Here is a 16,540-nt window from a genome sequence, read left to right as displayed (position 1 = left end):
ATTCATTTCTGCAAGTTGTGATGGATTGGAAAAAGCTTACTCCCACCGCCAATGGCTGGGAGGACAGGGGGTAAAACAGGTGATGCGAAAATAGAACTACTAAGAAGAATAGGCGACAGCCGACGTGCCGGGGCAAAAAATGCGTGCCCGTGGGGAGGTGACCAGTGCAAAGGCCGCGTTGTTATGTAGTAGGCGCTGCGACGAATCAAGGGCTGAAACCATTCAACAAAATTGACGCCGGGTATTATACGTATTTAAACGCAAGAAAGACAACGAATTTGGATAGCGAGCGCGCAATGATGAAAAAAGCGTGCGCAAAGGCTGCTTTCGTTGCGCAACCACGCGCTGTTAAGTGCGTAAGGTCACACTCTGCCGCGATCGGCGCGCCCCGGATGAGGCCGCCGGGTGCGGGGCGTGGGCAGCCCCCGCTCAGCCCCCCGGTCACCGCGCGCCGGCGTGCGTTAGCCTTCGCTGAGGCAGGCGCGCATAGCGGCGATCAGCCGCAGGTTGTCTGGACGCAGGCGCACGCAAACCCGGTAATAGCGCGAGTCCAGCCCCGGGTAGTCGGCGCAGCGGCGGATCAGCAGGCCGTGGGGCAGCAGGGCCTGCTGCAGGCATATCTGCGGGCGGTCGCAGCGCAGGAACAGATAGTTGGCGCGACCCGGCCACACCTGAAGCGACGGCAGCGCCGACAGCGCCGAGTGCAGAAAAGGGCGCTCCTGCGCCAGCCAGCGGTGGGTGGCCTGCTGATAGGCGCGGTCGCGCAGCACGACCTCGCCGGCCAGCGCCGCAAAGGCATTGATGCTCCAGGGCATCTGTCGCGCCCGCAGCCGCGCGGTCAATGACGCATCGGCGCTCAGCAGGTAGCCCAGGCGCAGTCCGGCGATGGCGTAAAACTTGGTCAGGGAGCGCAGCACGCAGAGGCAGGGGAAGCGCGCCAGCTGCGGGATCATCCCCACCCGCTCGGTGATAAAGTCCCAAAAGGCCTCATCGACGATCAGGCGGATGCCCAGGCGCTGGCAGCGCTCCGCCAGCGCCAGCAGCAGCGCGGGATCGGGGGTGAGTCCGGTCGGGTTATTGGGCGTACAGATGAAGAGGCAGTCCAGATCGGCCGTCAGCGCCGCCAGCAGATCCTCATCCACCTGAAATCCGTTCTCGGCCTTGAGCGCGTGGGTCTGAATGGCGCAGCCCACCCGCTGCAGCGCCCGACGGTATTCGGCGAAGCCGGGCGTCAGCAGCAGGGCGCGCCGCGGACGCAGGGCATCGGCCAGGGCAAAAATCAGCTCTGTCTCGCCGTTGCCGGCGACGATCCAGGCGGCGTCGACGTCGTGATGGGCGGCGAGGGCGCGGTGCAGCGCGCGGTACTCAATGTCGGGATAGGGCTGGGCCAACGCCAGGTGGTCGTGCAGGGCCTGGCGCAGGCTGTCGGGCATGCCCAGGGGATTAATGTTGGCGCTAAAGTCGGTGAGGCTAAGTGCGCTGACGCCCAGGCGCTCTGCGACGCCGAGAACGTCGCCGCCGTGCTGGCTGTGTAACATTGCGGTGCTCCAAAAGGGAGGCCGGCTCAGCGCACCGTCGTCACGGCGGGCGTCTGCCCCCTCGATTAATGAGTGGCCCCTGATCGGGTGAAATCTGCGCACGGGGCGTCTTGAGTCTGTCCATCAGCCCCCGTCGATAGGGGTAAGGCTACTCTTTTGATGATTTTGCTGTAATTTATGCGCTATGGGCGCTTTTCTGCAAGCACCCGCAGGTGCACGACGGTTTACCGACGCGATGCGTTCGGGAAGGAGGTGTGACTCCTCCGCAGCCCCCGCTGCTGTGATGCCGACGACCCCGCAGAATGCCACTGATCGCCAAGATTGGGAAGGCGCGGGCGAGAGTGAGGCTAAGCCAGAATACCGGCCGTCATGCCATAACGTAGCAATGCCCTCGGTGGGAGGGGATGGGCTGGGTCGGACGTCGCCGCAGGGCGCCGTTCGCGCTGGCGCATGACCAACCCGCTTCGGCGGTTTTTTTTATGGGGTAAATGACGATGAGAATGCGACGGTTTGGCGCCAGCGGTCACCGCGCCTTTATCGGTTGGCCGCCGCGCGTCCTGGGGGAGGGAGCATGACCCTCTCGATCATGATACAGGGCACCGCCTCGGACGCGGGGAAAAGCGTTCTGTGCGCCGGGCTGTGCCGGGTGTTCTCCCAGGATGGCTACCGGGTGGCGCCGTTTAAGTCACAGAATATGGCGCTGAACTCCGGGATCACCGCCGACGGCGGCGAGATGGGACGCGCGCAGATGATGCAGGCCGAGGCCGCCAAGATAGCCCCGGACGTGCGGATGAACCCGATCCTGCTTAAGCCTACCAGCGACTGTCACGCCCAGGTGGTGCTGATGGGACGGGTGCTGCAGGATATGGATGCCGTCCACTATCACCGCCATAAGCCTCAGCTACTCGCGCAGGTGGCGCGGGTGTACCGCGAGTTGGCCCGTCAGGTCGACATCATGGTGTTGGAGGGGGCAGGCAGTCCGGCGGAGATCAATCTGCGCGATGGCGATATCGTCAATATGGGAATGGCGGAGGCGATCGACGCGCCGGTGCTGCTGGTGGCCGATATCGATCGCGGCGGCGTATTCGCCTCCATCTATGGCACCCTGGCGCTGTTGACGCCGCCGGAGCGCGCGCGGGTCAAAGGGGTCATCATCAACAAGTTCCGCGGTGACGTGACGCTGCTGACCCCGGGCCTGCGCCAGATAGCGTCCCTTACCGGCGTACCGGTGCTGGGCGTCGTACCGTGGCTGACGCTCGATTTGGATGACGAAGACGGCGTGGCGCTGCAGCGCGGCAAATACCGGCACGCGGGGGAGAGGGCGCTGGAGATCGCGGTGCTGCAGCTCCCCTATATCGCCAATTTTACCGATTTCTCGCCGCTGAACGCCCAGCCGGACGTCACCCTGCGCTATGTCACGGAGCACGATGAGATTGGCCAGCCGGATCTGTTGATCCTGCCGGGTAGCAAAAGCACGCTGGCCGATCTGCGCTATCTGCGCGACAGCGGCCTGGCCCATCAGATCCTCTGCGCCCACCAGGCCGGTACGCCGATTCTGGGCATCTGCGGCGGCTACCAGATGCTGGGGCGGCGGATCGTCGATGGGGTTGAGTCGACGCAGGCGGCCATGAGCGGTCTGGGGCTATTGGACTGCGAAACCCGTTTTGCCCGGGAGAAAACCACCGCGCAGGTGCGGGGCGCGTCGCTGGGCGGGTTGCCCGGTCCGTGGGCGGGGTGCAGCGCGATTCCGCTGGCGGGCTATGAGATCCATATGGGGGTGACTCAGCGCGGCGCCGGATGTTCCCCGTTCTGCCGCCTGCTGTCGGTCAACGGGGCGGCGGACGATCGGGAGGAGGGCGCCATCAGCGCCGATGGTCTGGTGATGGGCACCTACCTGCACGGGCTGTTTGATACTCCGGCGCTAACGCGAGCGCTGCTCGATGCGCTGCGCGAGCGTAAGGGGCTGGCGCCGGACGGTGGTCCGCGCCTCAACTACGCTGCCTGGCGTGAGCAACAGTTTGACGGGCTGGCGGCGGCGCTGCGCGAGCATGTGGATATCGCGCGCATCTATCAGCTGATGCGCGACCACGCGCGCGGTGCCTCGTCATCATGATGACGCGAACACGCTCCGCGGAGCGCATGACATTAACCTTAAGAGATACGCAACGATGACCCATTATGCACAGGCGCTGGCGGAGATCGTCGCCGCCATTCGTCCGCTGGACGACGCGGCACAGGCGCAGGCGCGCCAGCGCCAAGACAGTTTACTGAAGCCCCCCGGCAGTCTAGGACGGCTGGAGCAGCTCGCCGTTCAGCTGGCCGGGATCACTGCGCCACAGCCGCCGACCGTGACGAAGAAACAGATCTTCGTTATCGCCGCCGATCACGGAGTATACCAGGAAGGGGTCGCCATTTCGCCGCAGGCGGTGACCGCCATCCAGGCGCACAATATGGCGCTGGGGATCACCGGCGTGTGTGTGCTGGCGCAGCAGGCCGGCGCCGCCGTCACGCTGGTGGATGCCGGCATCGACGCCGATCCCCTGCCGCAGGCGGTCAATATGCGCATGGGGCGGGGCTGTGGCAATATTGCGCACGGCCCGGCGATGAGCCGAGCGCAGGCCGAAGAGCTGCTGGTGCGCTGCGCCAGGCTGGCGATGGCGCAGGCCAAGGCGGGGGTCGATCTGATGGGGATCGGCGAACTGGGCATCGCCAATACTACGCCGGCGGCGGCGCTGGTCAGCGTGCTGACCGGCAGCGCGCCGGCGCAGACGGTGGGGCTGGGCGCCAACCTGCCGGCCGATCGTCTACGGCATAAGGTGGCGGTGGTGGAGCAGGCTATCCGTATCAACGCGCCCGACCCCCAAGACGGCGTGGCGACGCTGGCGGCGCTGGGCGGGTTCGATCTGGTCGGCATGGCCGGCGTGATGATCGGGGCCGCGGCGGCGCGGGTTCCGCTGGTGCTGGATGGCTTTCTCTCCTATGCCGCGGCGTTGGCCGCCTGCCGGATCGCACCGGGGGTACATCCCTATCTGATCCCGTCGCACCATTCGGCGGAGAAGGGGGCGGCGCTGGCGCTGGCGGCGCTGGGGCTGACGCCGTACCTGCATATGGAGATGCGCCTCGGGGAGGGAAGCGGCGCGGCGTTGATGATGCCGATCGTGGAAGCGGCCTGCGCCGTTCATCAGCGCATGGGGCTGCTGAGCCAGAGCAATATTGTGCTGCCGTAGCCGCGCGCGAACGGAGTGTCCCCGGTATTGACCCGCGGCGATCGAGGTGCGTAGATATCGAGATCGTCGCGGTACGGGGTGGGGAATAATCGGCGGGCGGTCATGACCTTGTCATGAATATGATGATGAGATTCCATATCATTATTTGTTGAATATGCCACAAACGCCCCGCGCTTATTTGTGCTGTGTCTTGCTGAAATGTTGCGAAAAAGTTTATTGGATATGCCATAAATATATTGCGCCGCGCTATTCTCGCTCTGGATTAATGGTGGTGATTCATTGAATATGCCATTAAAAACCGGTTCATGTTAGCCGGGCTAATCTGTAGTGATCCCCGTTGCTGGCGCGGTGAGAGGAGATATGCCCGATGACAGAGGGCGGATGTTGCAGCGCATCGCGCGCGTGGCGCGCCGCGCAGGGCGGTGGGGCGCCCTAATAATGGAATAAAGCAATGATGCGCTATACTATTATTGGCGTTGACGAGGTATTATTGCTTTATCTGGTTATGCTATTTTTAATTTACCCGTTTTCCCGGTATATATTGACGCAACATCTGTTCACATTTATTTATCATGACGGCGTCAGTGGTGGGGAAATAATTTCCCATAGGCTGCTTATTTGCTGATGAGCTCAAATAATAAATCTCATTTCTCCCTATAATCATTTTATATAATAAAAAGGAGACTATATGAGCATCAGTCGTCGTTCTTTTCTTAAAGGCATTGGAATTGGCTGTAGTGGATGTGCCCTAAGCAGTTTTCCGCCCGGGGCGCTGGCGTTGAATCGACCCGATGAAATAAAAGGTAAGGCTAGGCTGACGCCCAGTCTGTGCGAGATGTGCTCTTTCCGCTGCCCGATACAGGCGCAGGTGGTGAACAATAAAACGGTGTTTATCCAAGGAAATCCGCAGGCGGCGCATCAGGGCACGCGGATCTGCGCCCGCGGCGGCAGCGGGGTGAGTCTGGTCAACGATCCGCAGCGTATCGTCAGGCCGATGAAGCGCAGCGGCCCGCGCGGCGCCGGGGAGTGGCAGACGATCAGTTGGCAGCAGGCCTACCGTGAGATCGCTGAAAAAATGAATGCCATCAAGGCGCAGCACGGCGCGCAGAGCCTGGCGTTCTCCTCCAAGTCCGGCTCCCTCTCGGGGCACCTGTTCCATTTGGCCTCCGCCTATGGCTCCCCGAATACCTTTACCCACGCCTCGACCTGTCCGGCGGGTAAGTCTATCGCCGCCAAGGTGATGATGGGCGGCGATCTGGCGATGGACATCGTCAACACCCGCTATATGGTGGCCTTCGGTCACAATCTGTATGAGGGAATTGAGGTCGCCGATACGCATGAAATGATGATGGCGCAGGAGCGGGGCGCCAAGGTGGTCAGCTTCGATCCGCGGCTGTCGGTCTTCTCCAGCAAGGCCGATGAATGGCATGCGATCCGCCCCGGCGGCGATCTGCCGGTGCTGATGGCCATGTGTCACGTGATGATCGCCGAGCGTCTGTACGATGCGGCCTTTGTCGATCGCTATACTCTGGGATTCGATCGGCTGGCGGCGGCGGTCAGTGAGACCACGCCGGCCTGGGCGCAGCAGCATTCGGATATCCCGGCGCAGGTCATCGTACGGGTGACCCGTGAGCTGGCCGCCTGCGCGCCCCACGCGATGGTCAACCCGGGCCACCGCGCGACCTATTCGCAGGAAGAGATCGACATGCGGCGGATGATCTTCACCCTGAATGCCCTGCTGGGTAACGTGGAGCGTCAGGGCGGCCTGTATCAGAAGAAGGGGGCCTCCGTGTATAACAAGCTGGCCGGCGAGACGGTGGCGCCGACGCTGGCCAAACCCGGTGTGAAGGGGATGCCATCCATCCAGGCGCCGCGTATTGACGCGACGGCGCCGCAGTTTACCTATATCACCGCCAGCGGCGGCGTGGTGCAAAGCATTATCGATGCCGCACTGAAGCAGACGCCTTATCCGCTGAAGGGGTGGATTATGTCGCGCCATAATCCGTTTCAGACCGTCACCTGTCGCCCCGATCTGGTGAAGACCGTCGAGAGCTTGGATCTGGTGGTGAGCTGCGATGTGTATCTGAGCGAAAGCGCCGCCTATGCCGACTATCTGCTGCCGGAGTGTACCTATCTGGAGCGCGATGAGGAGGTCAGCGATGTGTCCGGCCTCAACCCGGCCTATGCGCTGCGTCAGCAGGTGGTGGAGACCATCGGCGACGCGCGGCCCAGCTGGCAGATCTGGAAGGAGCTGGGGGAGGCGCTGGGGTTGGGCCAGTACTACCCCTGGGAGACGATGGCGACGCGCCAGCTGTTTCAGCTGGGGGGCGATCGGGCGCTGTACGGTGCGCTGCGCGAAAAGGGATATCTCAGCTGGGGGGTGCCGCTGCTGCTGCGCGAGCCGGCCTCGGTTGCGCGGTTTATCGAGCGCTATCCTCAGGCGGCGGCGCAGTGCGATAGCGACGGCACGCTGGGCGGGGCTCTGCGCTTTAAGTCGCCCAGTGGACGTATCGAGCTCTATTCGGCGGCGCTGGAGGCGCTACTGCCGGGCTATGGCGCCCCGCGCTTTCGGAATCTGGCCCTTAAGCAGCCGGATCAGCTCTATTTTATTCAGGGCAAGGTAGCGGTGCACACCAACGGTGCGACGCAGTATGTGCCGCTATTGAGCGAGCTGATGTGGGATAACGCGGTGTGGGTACATCCCCAAACGGCGCAGGCGCGCGGTATTCGCAGCGGCGATATGGTGTGGCTGGAAAACGCGATCGGCCGGGAAAAGGGCCGGGCGCTGGTGACCCCGGCGATCCGCCCCGATACCCTGTTTGTCTATATGGGCTTTGGCGCGAAGGCCGGTGCCCGTACGGAGGCCACCCGCCACGGGATCCACTGCGGCAATCTGCTGCCCCATGAAACCAGCCCGGTGTCCGGCACCGTGGTACACACCGCTGGCGTTACCCTGAGCCGCGCCTGAAGGAGCCGTCGATGAATCAGAACGATAACCACTATGTCATGCTGCATGACGAAAAACGCTGCATCGGCTGCCAGGCCTGTACCGTCGCCTGCCGGGTGCTGAACGATGTGCCTGCGGCATACAGTCGGCTGCAGGTGCAGATCCATCTGCCGGAGCAGGAGACGGATGGCCGCTTCCGCTTTGTTCGGGTCTCGTGCCAGCACTGCGCCGATGCACCCTGCGTCAGCGTGTGTCCTACCGGCGCCTCTTTCCGGGATGATAACGGGATCGTGCAGGTCGATAAGTCCCGCTGCATCGGCTGCGACTACTGCGTCGCCGCCTGTCCTTTCCACGTGCGCTATCTGGATCCGCGCAGCGGCGTCGCGGATAAGTGCAACTTCTGCAGCGATAGTCGCCTGTCGGAGGGGCTGGCGCCCGCCTGTGTCTCGGTCTGCCCGACCGATGCGCTGCACTTTGGTCGTCTGGAGTCGGCGGAGGTGCAGAGTTGGATTGGCCAAGAGGAGGTCTATCGCCAGCGGGATGCGCGCAGCGGAGATGTCAGCCTGTATCGTCGTAAAGAGATCCACCGGGAGGAGCAAGCATGAATAGCATTTGGGGTGCGGAGTTACACTACACGCCGGACTACTGGCCACAGTGGCTGGCGCTGGCGGCGGCGCTGGTCGTCGCGCTGCTGGTCGGGCTGGCGCTGCACGGGGCGCTGCGCTACGCCCTGGCGCCGAAGAATGCCCCGGGGGTACCGGTGAGGCTGTATCTCTACTCGGCGGCGGTGCGCTGCTGGCACTGGAGCAACGCGCTGCTGTTTGTTCTGCTGCTGCTGAGCGGGCTGTGCGGCCACTTTTCGCTGGGGCCGGTGGCGCAGTGGGTCGCTCTGCATACGCTGTGCGGCTATGTGCTGATCGTCGCCTGGGTCGGCTTTGTACTGATCAACCTGCTGAGCGGCAATGGACGCCATTACCGCGTCCGCTGGCGGGGGCTGATCTCGCGCTGCCTGCGCCAGGCGCGCTTCTATCTGTTCGGCATAATGAAGGGCGAGGTGCACCCCTTCGTCGCGGATGCGCGGGGCAAATTTAACCCGCTGCAGCAGCTGGCCTATCTGGCGATTATGTATGCGCTGGTGCCGCTGCTGATGGTCAGCGGTCTGCTGTGCCTTTATCCGCAGTTTAGCGCCGGACAGGCGCCGCTGATGCTGACGCTGCATATGGTGCTGGCGGTGGTCGCACTGATGTTCCTGTGCGCCCATCTCTATCTGTGTACGCTGGGGGATACGCCGGGGCAGATCTTCCGTAGCATGCTGGATGGCTATCATCGCCACCGCGCGCACGAGAGCGCACCGGACGCGCGCCCGTAGCACCATGGCGGGGGAGTGGGTAAGACAGCGGGGGCGAAAGCCCCCGCTGTGCTATCGCAGCGGCTGTGCCTCAGCCGCACTGAACCTTGATAGCCAGGCCGCCGCGCGAGGTTTCTCGGTACTTGGCGTTGATGTCTTTGCCGGTCTCGTACATGGTCTCAATTACCTTGTCCAGGGAGACGCGCGGCGCGGAGGTGCGCTGCAGCGCCATGCGGGCCGCGTTGATCGCTTTCACCGAGGCGATGGCGTTACGCTCGATGCATGGTACCTGTACCTGACCGGCGACCGGATCGCAGGTCAGCCCCAGGTTGTGCTCCATGCCGATCTCTGCGGCGATGCACACCTGCACCGGGCTGCCGCCCAGCAGCTCCGCCAGCCCGGCGGCGGCCATGGAGCAGGCGACGCCCACCTCGCCCTGACAGCCGACTTCGGCGCCGGAGATCGAGGCGTTCATCTTATACAGGGCGCCGATAGCGCCGCTGGCCAAGAAGTAGCGCACGAAGACATCCGGGGTCACGGGTTCGATAAAGTGGTCGTAGTAGGCCAGCACGGCCGGTACGATGCCGCAGGCGCCGTTGGTCGGCGCGGTGACGACGCGTCCGCCGGCGGCGTTTTCTTCATTGACCGCCAGGGCAAACATGTTGACCCAGTCGATCACGTTCATCGGATCGCGTGAGTATTTGTCGCTGGTGACCAGCATCCGACGCAGCGCGGCGGCGCGGCGCGGCACCCGCAGCGGCCCCGGCAGAATGCCTTCGGTGTTCAGTCCGCGCTCAATGCAGGCCTGCATGGTGTCCCAGATGGCGGTGAAGTAGGCGTAAATCTCCTCTTTGCCGTGCAGCGCCAGCTCATTTTTCATTACCAGCCCGCTGATGGAGAGCCCGGTTTCTTCACAATAGTCCAGCAGCGCCTGCGCGGAGTGGAACGGATAGGGAACCTTGACGTCGTCGCCGCTGTCCTGGCCAAAGTGCTCCTCATCAACGATAAAGCCGCCGCCGATGGAGTAGTAGGTTTTGCTGTACAGTGGGGCGTCGCCGGCGCCGTAGGCGCGGATGGTCATCCCGTTTTCATGCAGCGGCAGGTTATCGCTGCGGAAGACCATACTGCCGTCGCGAGGGAAGATGACCGGGTGGCCTTCGCGGCCCAGGGGCAGCCGTTCGCTGCTCTCCACGGTACGGATAAACTCGGGAATGGCGTCGATGTCGACGCTGTCCGGCAGGTTTCCCGCCAGCCCCATAATGATGGCGATATCGGTGTGATGGCCTTTACCGGTCAGTGAGAGCGAGCCGTAAACGTCAACGGCAACGCGCGTGACCGACGGCAACAGACCCTGCGCCGCCAGATCATCGACAAACTGTTTCCCGGCTTTCATCGGGCCGACCGTATGGGAGCTGGAGGGGCCAATGCCGATCTTGAACATGTCGAAAACGCTAATCACGCTAAAGCTCCTTAAAGAGGCTATGTCTTGTGCTGCTGGTGTAAAGTCGTCGACCGGCGCAATCGCGGGTCACGTGTCACCCGGGGTCGCCGTCACGGCGGCGGCGGGTGGAGTTGTTATCGCCGATTCGCATTAAATAATTTAATGCTGCACAGGCCCCTTTAATGGGGCGCCAACAATAACCGAACTGCGGCGTCGGCGCACGCGTAATTGTGCCACTGGCGTGCTCTCTCGCGCGGGAACGCGGCGATCGGCGGTACGGCGAACTGCGCAAAATAACCATGGGAATATGCTGCCAATTTCCACTTTTCTATCATATGACCCTGTGAAGAGTGAAAATCAAGACATATTCACATTGTTGCCCGCTGGGGGACGGCGACGGTCCGTTTTTGTCGGGTGGCTAGCAAAAATGCGCGCGGCCGCCGCGCCGTGGCGCCGCGCGGCTCGGATAAACTGAGGTAGGGGATCGGCGCCGACTCAGGGCGCGCGGGTCTGCAGGGCCAGGCGGCGGATCATCGCCGCCGTCAGTCCCCAGATCAGAAACTCCCGGTAGCGGGACAGGTAAAGGCGGTGCGCCGCGCCGGCGCGGGTCACATCCAGCGGATGATAGCGGCCCGGCTCCAGCGCCTGCGTCAGGGGCAGCTCAAAGATCTGCGCGACCTCGTCGCGGTTGGGGTGCAGGCGCAGCGGCGTGGAAAGAATGGCGACCACCGGCGTAACGCAGAAGCCGCTGCTGCTGTCCTGCGGCGGCAGATGGCCGAGGATCTTGACCCGGGTGGGATCCAGCCCGATCTCCTCCTGCGCTTCGCGCAGGGCGGTGGCATACAGAGAGGCATCCTGCTGATCGTGCGCTCCGCCGGGAAAGGCGACCTGGCCGGGGTGCTTGCGCAGGTCGGCCGCGCGTCGGGTCAGCAGCAGGGTCGGCTGTGGGCGGTTGACGATGGGGATCAGCACCGCCGCCTGGCGCGTGTGGCGCGGCGGGCGCTCCGGCAGCGGGCGATTCAGCTGAAAATGGGCCACAAAGCGGGCCAGCGCCGGGCTTAGTCGCATCGCGGGGGCGCTCCGTTCGCCAGCAGCGGCAGGATCCGACTGACTTTATCCAGCGTCTCCTGGTACTCGGCCTCCGCCTCACTGTCGGCGACGATACCGCCGCCCGCCCAGCAGTGCAGGCGTCCATGCTCCGCCAGCAGGGTACGGATCGTGATGCTGGTATCCATGTTGCCGCAGGCGCTGATATAGCCGATGGCGCCGCAGTAGAGGTTACGCCGCTGCGGCTCTAGCGCATCGATGATCTCCATGGCGCGGATCTTGGGCGCACCGGTAATCGAGCCGCCCGGGAAGCAGGCGCGCAGCAGATCGCAGGCGTCCAGCCCCTCGGCCAGACGGGCGCAGACGGTGCTGACCAGATGGTGAACGGCGGGGAAGGTTTCCACCGCGAACAGTTCGGGCACGCTGACGCTGCCCGGCGCGGCGATCCGGCCAACGTCGTTACGCATCAGATCGACAATCATCAGGTTCTCCGCGCGATCTTTGGCCGAGGCGGCCAGGCGCAGGCGCTGCTGGGCATCGTCATGGGGCGCCGGACACCGGGGCAGAGTACCTTTGATCGGGCGGGTAACGATATCGCCCTGGGTGAGCTGCAGGAAACGCTCCGGCGAGACGCTGAGCACGGCGCTGCGCGGCAGACGCAGGAAGGCGGAAAACGGCGCCCGGTTGGCCTGCGTCAGGCGCAGGAAGGCCTGCCACTCATCGCCGCGGTAGTCGGCGCTGAAGCGCTGGGTCAGGTTGATTTGGTAGCAGTCGCCGGCCTGTAAGTGCGCCTGTATCCGCTGGAAGGCTTGGCGATAGGCCTCTCGGCTCAGGTTAGCCTGCCAGCCAGACGTCAGGCTGAAGGGGGCGACGGGGGCGGGCGTCTGCGCCAGCAGCCAGGCCAGCCGCGCTCCGGCGTCCCGCCAGCTGAGCAGCATCACCCGGCGCCGATGATGATCGACGATCAGCGCCCAGTCGTAGATCCCCTGCGCCATGTCCGGGGTCTGCAGATCGGCGCAGGCCAGGCTGGGCAGACGTTCGAATCGTCGCCCAAGATCGTAGCCCCACAGCCCGAGCGCCCCGCCGCAAAACGGCAGATCCGGCGGCGGCGAGCAGCGGGGAAGATAGCGCGCTATCTCCGCGCGCAGCAGGGTCAGCGGATCGCCGTCGTCCTCCCGGCAGGCGCCGTCCCGCGTGGCGATCCGCGTCCGCTCGCCGCGGGTCTGCAGCGTGGCGCAGGGGTCGGCCACGACAATATCATAGCGGTTGTGGGCGTGGTCGGCGGCGGCGGAGCTGAGCAGCATGGCCCAGGGATGGTGCGCCAGCGGGGCAAAGTAGCGCAGCGCCGCATCGGGCTGGTAGGGAAGGTCACGCTGTGTCAGTTCGGGGATAGCGGTCATAGCGGCGTGGGGGTCTCATCGGTCTGTATATGATTTAGGTCAATTATCTACGGATGGCGCCTGCGCGGCAATCACCACGGCGCTGTTCCGTCCGGCGGGTTGGCTATATACTGCAGCGGAATTAACCGAGAGGAGACGTTGTATGGTTGGCGGTATGCCGGCATTAACCCATGAACAGCAGCAGGCGGCGGCGGAGCGCATCCAGACGCTGATGACGCAGGGGATGAGCAGCGGAGAGGCGATCGCCCAGGTCGCCGCAGAGATCCGCGCCAGCCACCGCGGCGAGCAGATTCGCGTGGCGTTTGACGAGACGGACGACGACGAGGCGTCGCAGTAGGGCGAGGCGCCAGCGGCGCCCCGGGGGCGTTTAGGGGCGGATAACCACCGACGCCGCGCTGTCCCTGGCGCGCTGGCGCGCCGTTTCCGTACTCTCTCCCCAGGCCAGCGCGACGCCGAGGCGCCGCACGCCGTCGATGTGCGGCTTGCCAAACAGGCGCAGCTGGGTTGCCGGGCGCAGCGCCTGCGAGAGATTGGCGAAGGTAACGTCGTCGCTGTGCAGCGACGGCAGCAGTACGGCGGATGCGCTGGGGCCAAACTGGCGGATCACGCCGATCGGCAGCCCGAGAAACGCGCGGACATGCAGCGCAAACTCAGAGAGATCCTGCGAGACCAGCGTGACCAGCCCGGTATCGTGGGGGCGGGGGGAGACCTCGCTGAAGATCACCTCGTCGCCGCAGACAAACAGCTCTACGCCAAACAGACCATATCCCCCCAGCGCCCGGACGACCGAGGCGGCGATCGCCTGCGCCCGCGCCAGCGCGGCAGGGCTCATCGCCTGCGGCTGCCAGGACTCGCGGTAGTCGCCCTCCTGCTGGCGGTGCCCGATCGGCGCGCAGAAGTGGATCCCGTCGCTGGCCTGTACGGTCAACAGGGTTATCTCGAAATCGAAGCGAACCTCACCCTCTACGATGACGCTGTCGGCGTCACCGCGGGCTCCCTGGCGGGCGTATTGCCAGGCGGACGCCACGTCGTCGTCGCCGCGCACGATGCTCTGTCCCTTACCCGATGAACTCATGACGGGCTTGACGAAGCAGGGATAGCCGATCTCGGCCACCGCCTGGCGAAACGCCTCGATGCTATCGGCAAAGCGATAGGGGGAGGTGGGCAGCGCCAGGGTCTCGGCCGCCAGGCGGCGGATCCCTTCGCGGTTCATCGTGAGCTGTACTGCCCGGGCGCAGGGAACGACGCGTTGGCCGTCGCTCTCCAGCTGCAGCAGCGTTTGCGTTGCGATGGCCTCGATTTCCGGCACGATATAGTCAGGGCGCTCGCGTTCGATAAGCGCCCGCAGGCTGTCGCCGTCGCGCATATCGATGACGTGGCTACGGTGGGCGACCTGCATGGCCGGCGCATCGGCATAGCGATCCACGGCAATCACTTCCAGACCGAGACGCTGACACTCAATAGCGACCTCTTTGCCGAGCTCACCGGCGCCTAACAGCATGACGCGGGTTGCATGGGGACGAAGGGCGGTTCCGATTGGCTGCATGGATTCTGTTCCTGTTCACTCGGGGAAATCATCGTCGGCAGTATATACGAAACCGTTTGCGTGGCAACGAGAAAGATTTTATTACAATGAGCAACAAAACGATAAGCTTTAAATAACCTTTTGTATTTCATTGTGTTGACTATGGGCTGCCGGGGATGCTTTACACAATTGTGCGCTATGTCTCACTAGAGCGTTTTCGCCGTCGGAGGCAGGGATATACTGGAAAAACGGGGGATAGACGGGGCGCTGAATAACCACTTCTAGCGCGGCCTTCCCCTCTCGGCGCGTAAGGCGCCGCAGCTTGAAGATTTGTATTATAAATAATATTGTATGATTAATTGTTTTGGCCGGAAGGGAGCCGGTCGCTTAAGACTTCAACAGCGCTGCGCAAACGCAGGAGTGCATCGGGTGCAGCGGGAAGGTATGTGGAATGAGTAGTGCGACCTGCATTGAAGAAAGCGGATTAAAACAGGATAACTGGTACCGTATCGCGGAAGAGATGCTGAGCCGGGCGGGGATTACCATCAATGGCACTCAGCCTTATGATATTCAGGTAAAAAACCCGCAGTTTTTTCACCGTGTACTGCAAGAGGGATCCCTGGGACTGGGCGAAAGCTACATGGATGGCTGGTGGGAGTGTGAGCGGCTGGATATTTTCTTCCAGCGCATTCTGACCGCCGGTCTGGATACCCAACTCCCGAAGCACGCTGCTGACATTGTACGCATCGCGTCCGCGCGGATCTTTAATCTACAGAGCCGTAAACGCGCCTGGATCGTCGGGAAAGAGCACTACGATTTGGGGAACGATCTGTTTAGCCGGATGCTCGACCCGTATATGCAGTACTCCTGTGCCTATTGGAAAACGGCGCAGACGCTGGAGCAGGCCCAGCAGGATAAGCTGAAGCTGATCTGCGAGAAGCTGCAGCTGCAGCCGGGCATGAAGCTGCTGGATATCGGCTGCGGCTGGGGCGGGCTGGCGCAGTATGCGGCGGAAAACTACGGCGTCTCCGTTGACGGGGTGACGATTTCCGCCGAACAGCAGAAGATGGCGCAGGCGCGCTGTCAGGGGCTGGATGTCAATATTCTGCTGCAGGACTATCGCGATCTGAACAACCGCTACGATCGCATTGTATCGGTGGGGATGTTCGAACACGTCGGTCCGAAAAACTACCGCACCTACTTTGAGGTGGCCGCGCGTAATCTGAAGGCGGATGGCCTATTCCTACTGCATACCATCGGCTCTAACCAGACTGACCTGAACGTGGATGCCTGGATCAATAAATATATCTTCCCTAACGGTTGTCTGCCGTCGGTGGCGCACATCGCCAACCACAGCGAGGGGCTGTTCGTCATGGAGGATTGGCACAGCTTTGGGCCAGACTACGATCGCACCCTGATGGCGTGGCACCAACGTTTCCAGACGTGCTGGCCGGAGATCAGCGATAACTACAGCGTGCGTTTTTACCGTATGTTCTGCTATTACCTTACGGCCTGCGCCGGGGCATTCCGCGCTCGCGACATTCAGCTGTGGCAGGTTCTGTTAAGCCCGAAGGGGATTGAAGGGGGGATGCGCGTACCGCGTTAATCTCCGCGCCTGTGCGAGGGCGGCTGAACAGAAAATAGGCGGTGCCAGGGTAATACTGGTGCCGCCTATTTATTATGTCTGACAATATACGCGGCGCGGTGGGGGCGGGAGGAAAAGGGGATATTTTTATGCAATGAGTGACGGCGATAAATGTGATGTCTATCTCGGAAGTTGCGCTGGGAAACCCTGTTTTTCTGTTTTAAAGATATTTTTAATATATCGTAATGCAATGAAATGTATAGTATTTTATATTTAATTTCATTTAATAAACATCCTGAAATAATAATCCATAGCGCACCTTTTTTTGCGGCGTGATTAAAAAACACAGCTAACCATTTGCACCCTGAAGTGAAGTGTGTCATTAATAATGGCGCCTTAAAACGGGGCGCCGTCTATGCCGAAGAAATATCTGGACTGATGCTTTCTTTACCATGGTGGCGGTATCGTTAAGAGGCTCAAGC

The 16,540-nt window shown here is 62.7% G+C and carries 12 protein-coding genes and 1 riboswitch; of the genes, 7 read left to right on the top strand and 5 right to left on the bottom strand.

The genetic code is table 11. From position 1 onward, the window contains the following. Positions 1-461 precede the first annotated feature (461 nt). The gene (gene cobD / locus L1P05_RS08920; protein WP_012848687.1) at positions 462-1,538 is read right to left on the bottom strand and encodes a threonine-phosphate decarboxylase CobD; all 1,077 of its coding nucleotides are present in this window, start codon (positions 1,536-1,538) and stop codon (positions 462-464) included. Positions 1,539-1,741: 203 nt separating this feature from the next. Next, a riboswitch (cobalamin riboswitch) is annotated at positions 1,742-1,921 on the top strand. 188 nt (positions 1,922-2,109) lie between these two features. On the opposite strand from cobD, the gene L1P05_RS08915 reads away from it, so the two are divergent. The 5 genes from L1P05_RS08915 to phsC all read left to right on the top strand — a co-directional run bounded on the left by L1P05_RS08915 (position 2,110) and on the right by phsC (position 9,081). After that, positions 2,110-3,651, top strand: coding sequence for a cobyric acid synthase (locus L1P05_RS08915; RefSeq protein ID WP_012848686.1), 1,542 nt, complete (start codon positions 2,110-2,112; stop codon positions 3,649-3,651). Between the two features lie 55 nt (positions 3,652-3,706). Beyond that, positions 3,707-4,765 (top strand): nicotinate-nucleotide--dimethylbenzimidazole phosphoribosyltransferase, encoded by a 1,059-nt coding sequence (cobT, locus tag L1P05_RS08910; protein WP_012848685.1) that lies wholly within the window; start codon positions 3,707-3,709, stop codon positions 4,763-4,765. 688 nt (positions 4,766-5,453) lie between these two features. Next, positions 5,454-7,733 carry a thiosulfate reductase PhsA gene (gene phsA, locus L1P05_RS08905; protein ID WP_012848683.1) on the top strand — a complete coding sequence of 760 codons (2,280 nt, stop codon included), beginning with the start codon at positions 5,454-5,456 and terminating at the stop codon, positions 7,731-7,733. Between the two features lie 11 nt (positions 7,734-7,744). After that, on the top strand, positions 7,745-8,317 hold the full coding sequence (locus L1P05_RS08900) for a 4Fe-4S dicluster domain-containing protein (RefSeq protein ID WP_012848682.1): 573 nt from the start codon (positions 7,745-7,747) through the stop codon (positions 8,315-8,317). After that, a complete protein-coding gene (gene phsC / locus L1P05_RS08895) occupies positions 8,314-9,081 on the top strand; it encodes a thiosulfate reductase cytochrome B subunit (protein WP_012848681.1) in 768 nt (255 codons plus the stop codon). Before L1P05_RS08900 ends, phsC begins: the two co-directional genes overlap by 4 nt. A gap of 70 nt (positions 9,082-9,151) precedes the next feature. Here phsC and L1P05_RS08890 read toward each other — a convergent pair whose 3' ends face one another. From L1P05_RS08890 to pabB, 3 genes are all read right to left on the bottom strand, one after another. Further along, positions 9,152-10,519, bottom strand: coding sequence for an L-serine ammonia-lyase (locus tag L1P05_RS08890; RefSeq protein ID WP_012848680.1), 1,368 nt, complete (start codon positions 10,517-10,519; stop codon positions 9,152-9,154). Positions 10,520-10,996: 477 nt separating this feature from the next. After that, positions 10,997-11,569 (bottom strand): CoA pyrophosphatase, encoded by a 573-nt coding sequence (locus tag L1P05_RS08885; protein WP_012848679.1) that lies wholly within the window; start codon positions 11,567-11,569, stop codon positions 10,997-10,999. Then, positions 11,560-12,948: an aminodeoxychorismate synthase component 1 gene (gene pabB / locus L1P05_RS08880; protein WP_012848678.1), complete on the bottom strand. Its 1,389-nt coding sequence runs from the start codon at positions 12,946-12,948 to the stop codon at positions 11,560-11,562. Before pabB ends, L1P05_RS08885 begins: the two co-directional genes overlap by 10 nt. Positions 12,949-13,090: 142 nt before the next feature. Here pabB and L1P05_RS08875 point away from each other — a divergent pair, with 142 nt between their 5' ends. Further along, the gene (locus L1P05_RS08875; RefSeq protein ID WP_012848677.1) at positions 13,091-13,285 is read left to right on the top strand and encodes a YoaH family protein; all 195 of its coding nucleotides are present in this window, start codon (positions 13,091-13,093) and stop codon (positions 13,283-13,285) included. A 30-nt stretch (positions 13,286-13,315) separates the two neighbouring features. Here the strand turns inward: L1P05_RS08875 and purT are convergent, their stop codons facing one another. Further along, positions 13,316-14,494, bottom strand: a complete 1,179-nt coding sequence (purT, locus tag L1P05_RS08870) for a formate-dependent phosphoribosylglycinamide formyltransferase (RefSeq protein WP_015461545.1) — start codon at positions 14,492-14,494, stop codon at positions 13,316-13,318. A 430-nt stretch (positions 14,495-14,924) separates the two neighbouring features. On the opposite strand from purT, the gene cfa reads away from it, so the two are divergent. Next, positions 14,925-16,079: a cyclopropane fatty acyl phospholipid synthase gene (cfa, locus tag L1P05_RS08865; protein ID WP_012848674.1), complete on the top strand. Its 1,155-nt coding sequence runs from the start codon at positions 14,925-14,927 to the stop codon at positions 16,077-16,079. Positions 16,080-16,540: the final 461 nt, after the last annotated feature.

It is taken from the genome of Edwardsiella piscicida (assembly GCF_021733145.1).
Taxonomy (GTDB): Bacteria; Pseudomonadota; Gammaproteobacteria; order Enterobacterales; family Enterobacteriaceae; genus Edwardsiella; species Edwardsiella piscicida.
This window is presented reverse-complemented; position numbering and strand designations above follow the sequence as displayed.

Coding starts and splice junctions, on each gene's coding strand:
- phsA (WP_012848683.1), top strand. CDS start 5,454: ATGAGCATCAGTCGTCGTTCTTTTCTTAAAGGCATTGGAATTGGCTGT.
- L1P05_RS08885 (WP_012848679.1), bottom strand. CDS start 11,569: ATGCGACTAAGCCCGGCGCTGGCCCGCTTTGTGGCCCATTTTCAGCTG.
- purT (WP_015461545.1), bottom strand. CDS start 14,494: ATGCAGCCAATCGGAACCGCCCTTCGTCCCCATGCAACCCGCGTCATG.
- L1P05_RS08900 (WP_012848682.1), top strand. CDS start 7,745: ATGAATCAGAACGATAACCACTATGTCATGCTGCATGACGAAAAACGC.
- L1P05_RS08915 (WP_012848686.1), top strand. CDS start 2,110: ATGACCCTCTCGATCATGATACAGGGCACCGCCTCGGACGCGGGGAAA.
- cobD (WP_012848687.1), bottom strand. CDS start 1,538: ATGTTACACAGCCAGCACGGCGGCGACGTTCTCGGCGTCGCAGAGCGC.
- cobT (WP_012848685.1), top strand. CDS start 3,707: ATGACCCATTATGCACAGGCGCTGGCGGAGATCGTCGCCGCCATTCGT.
- pabB (WP_012848678.1), bottom strand. CDS start 12,948: ATGACCGCTATCCCCGAACTGACACAGCGTGACCTTCCCTACCAGCCC.
- cfa (WP_012848674.1), top strand. CDS start 14,925: ATGAGTAGTGCGACCTGCATTGAAGAAAGCGGATTAAAACAGGATAAC.
- L1P05_RS08875 (WP_012848677.1), top strand. CDS start 13,091: ATGGTTGGCGGTATGCCGGCATTAACCCATGAACAGCAGCAGGCGGCG.
- phsC (WP_012848681.1), top strand. CDS start 8,314: ATGAATAGCATTTGGGGTGCGGAGTTACACTACACGCCGGACTACTGG.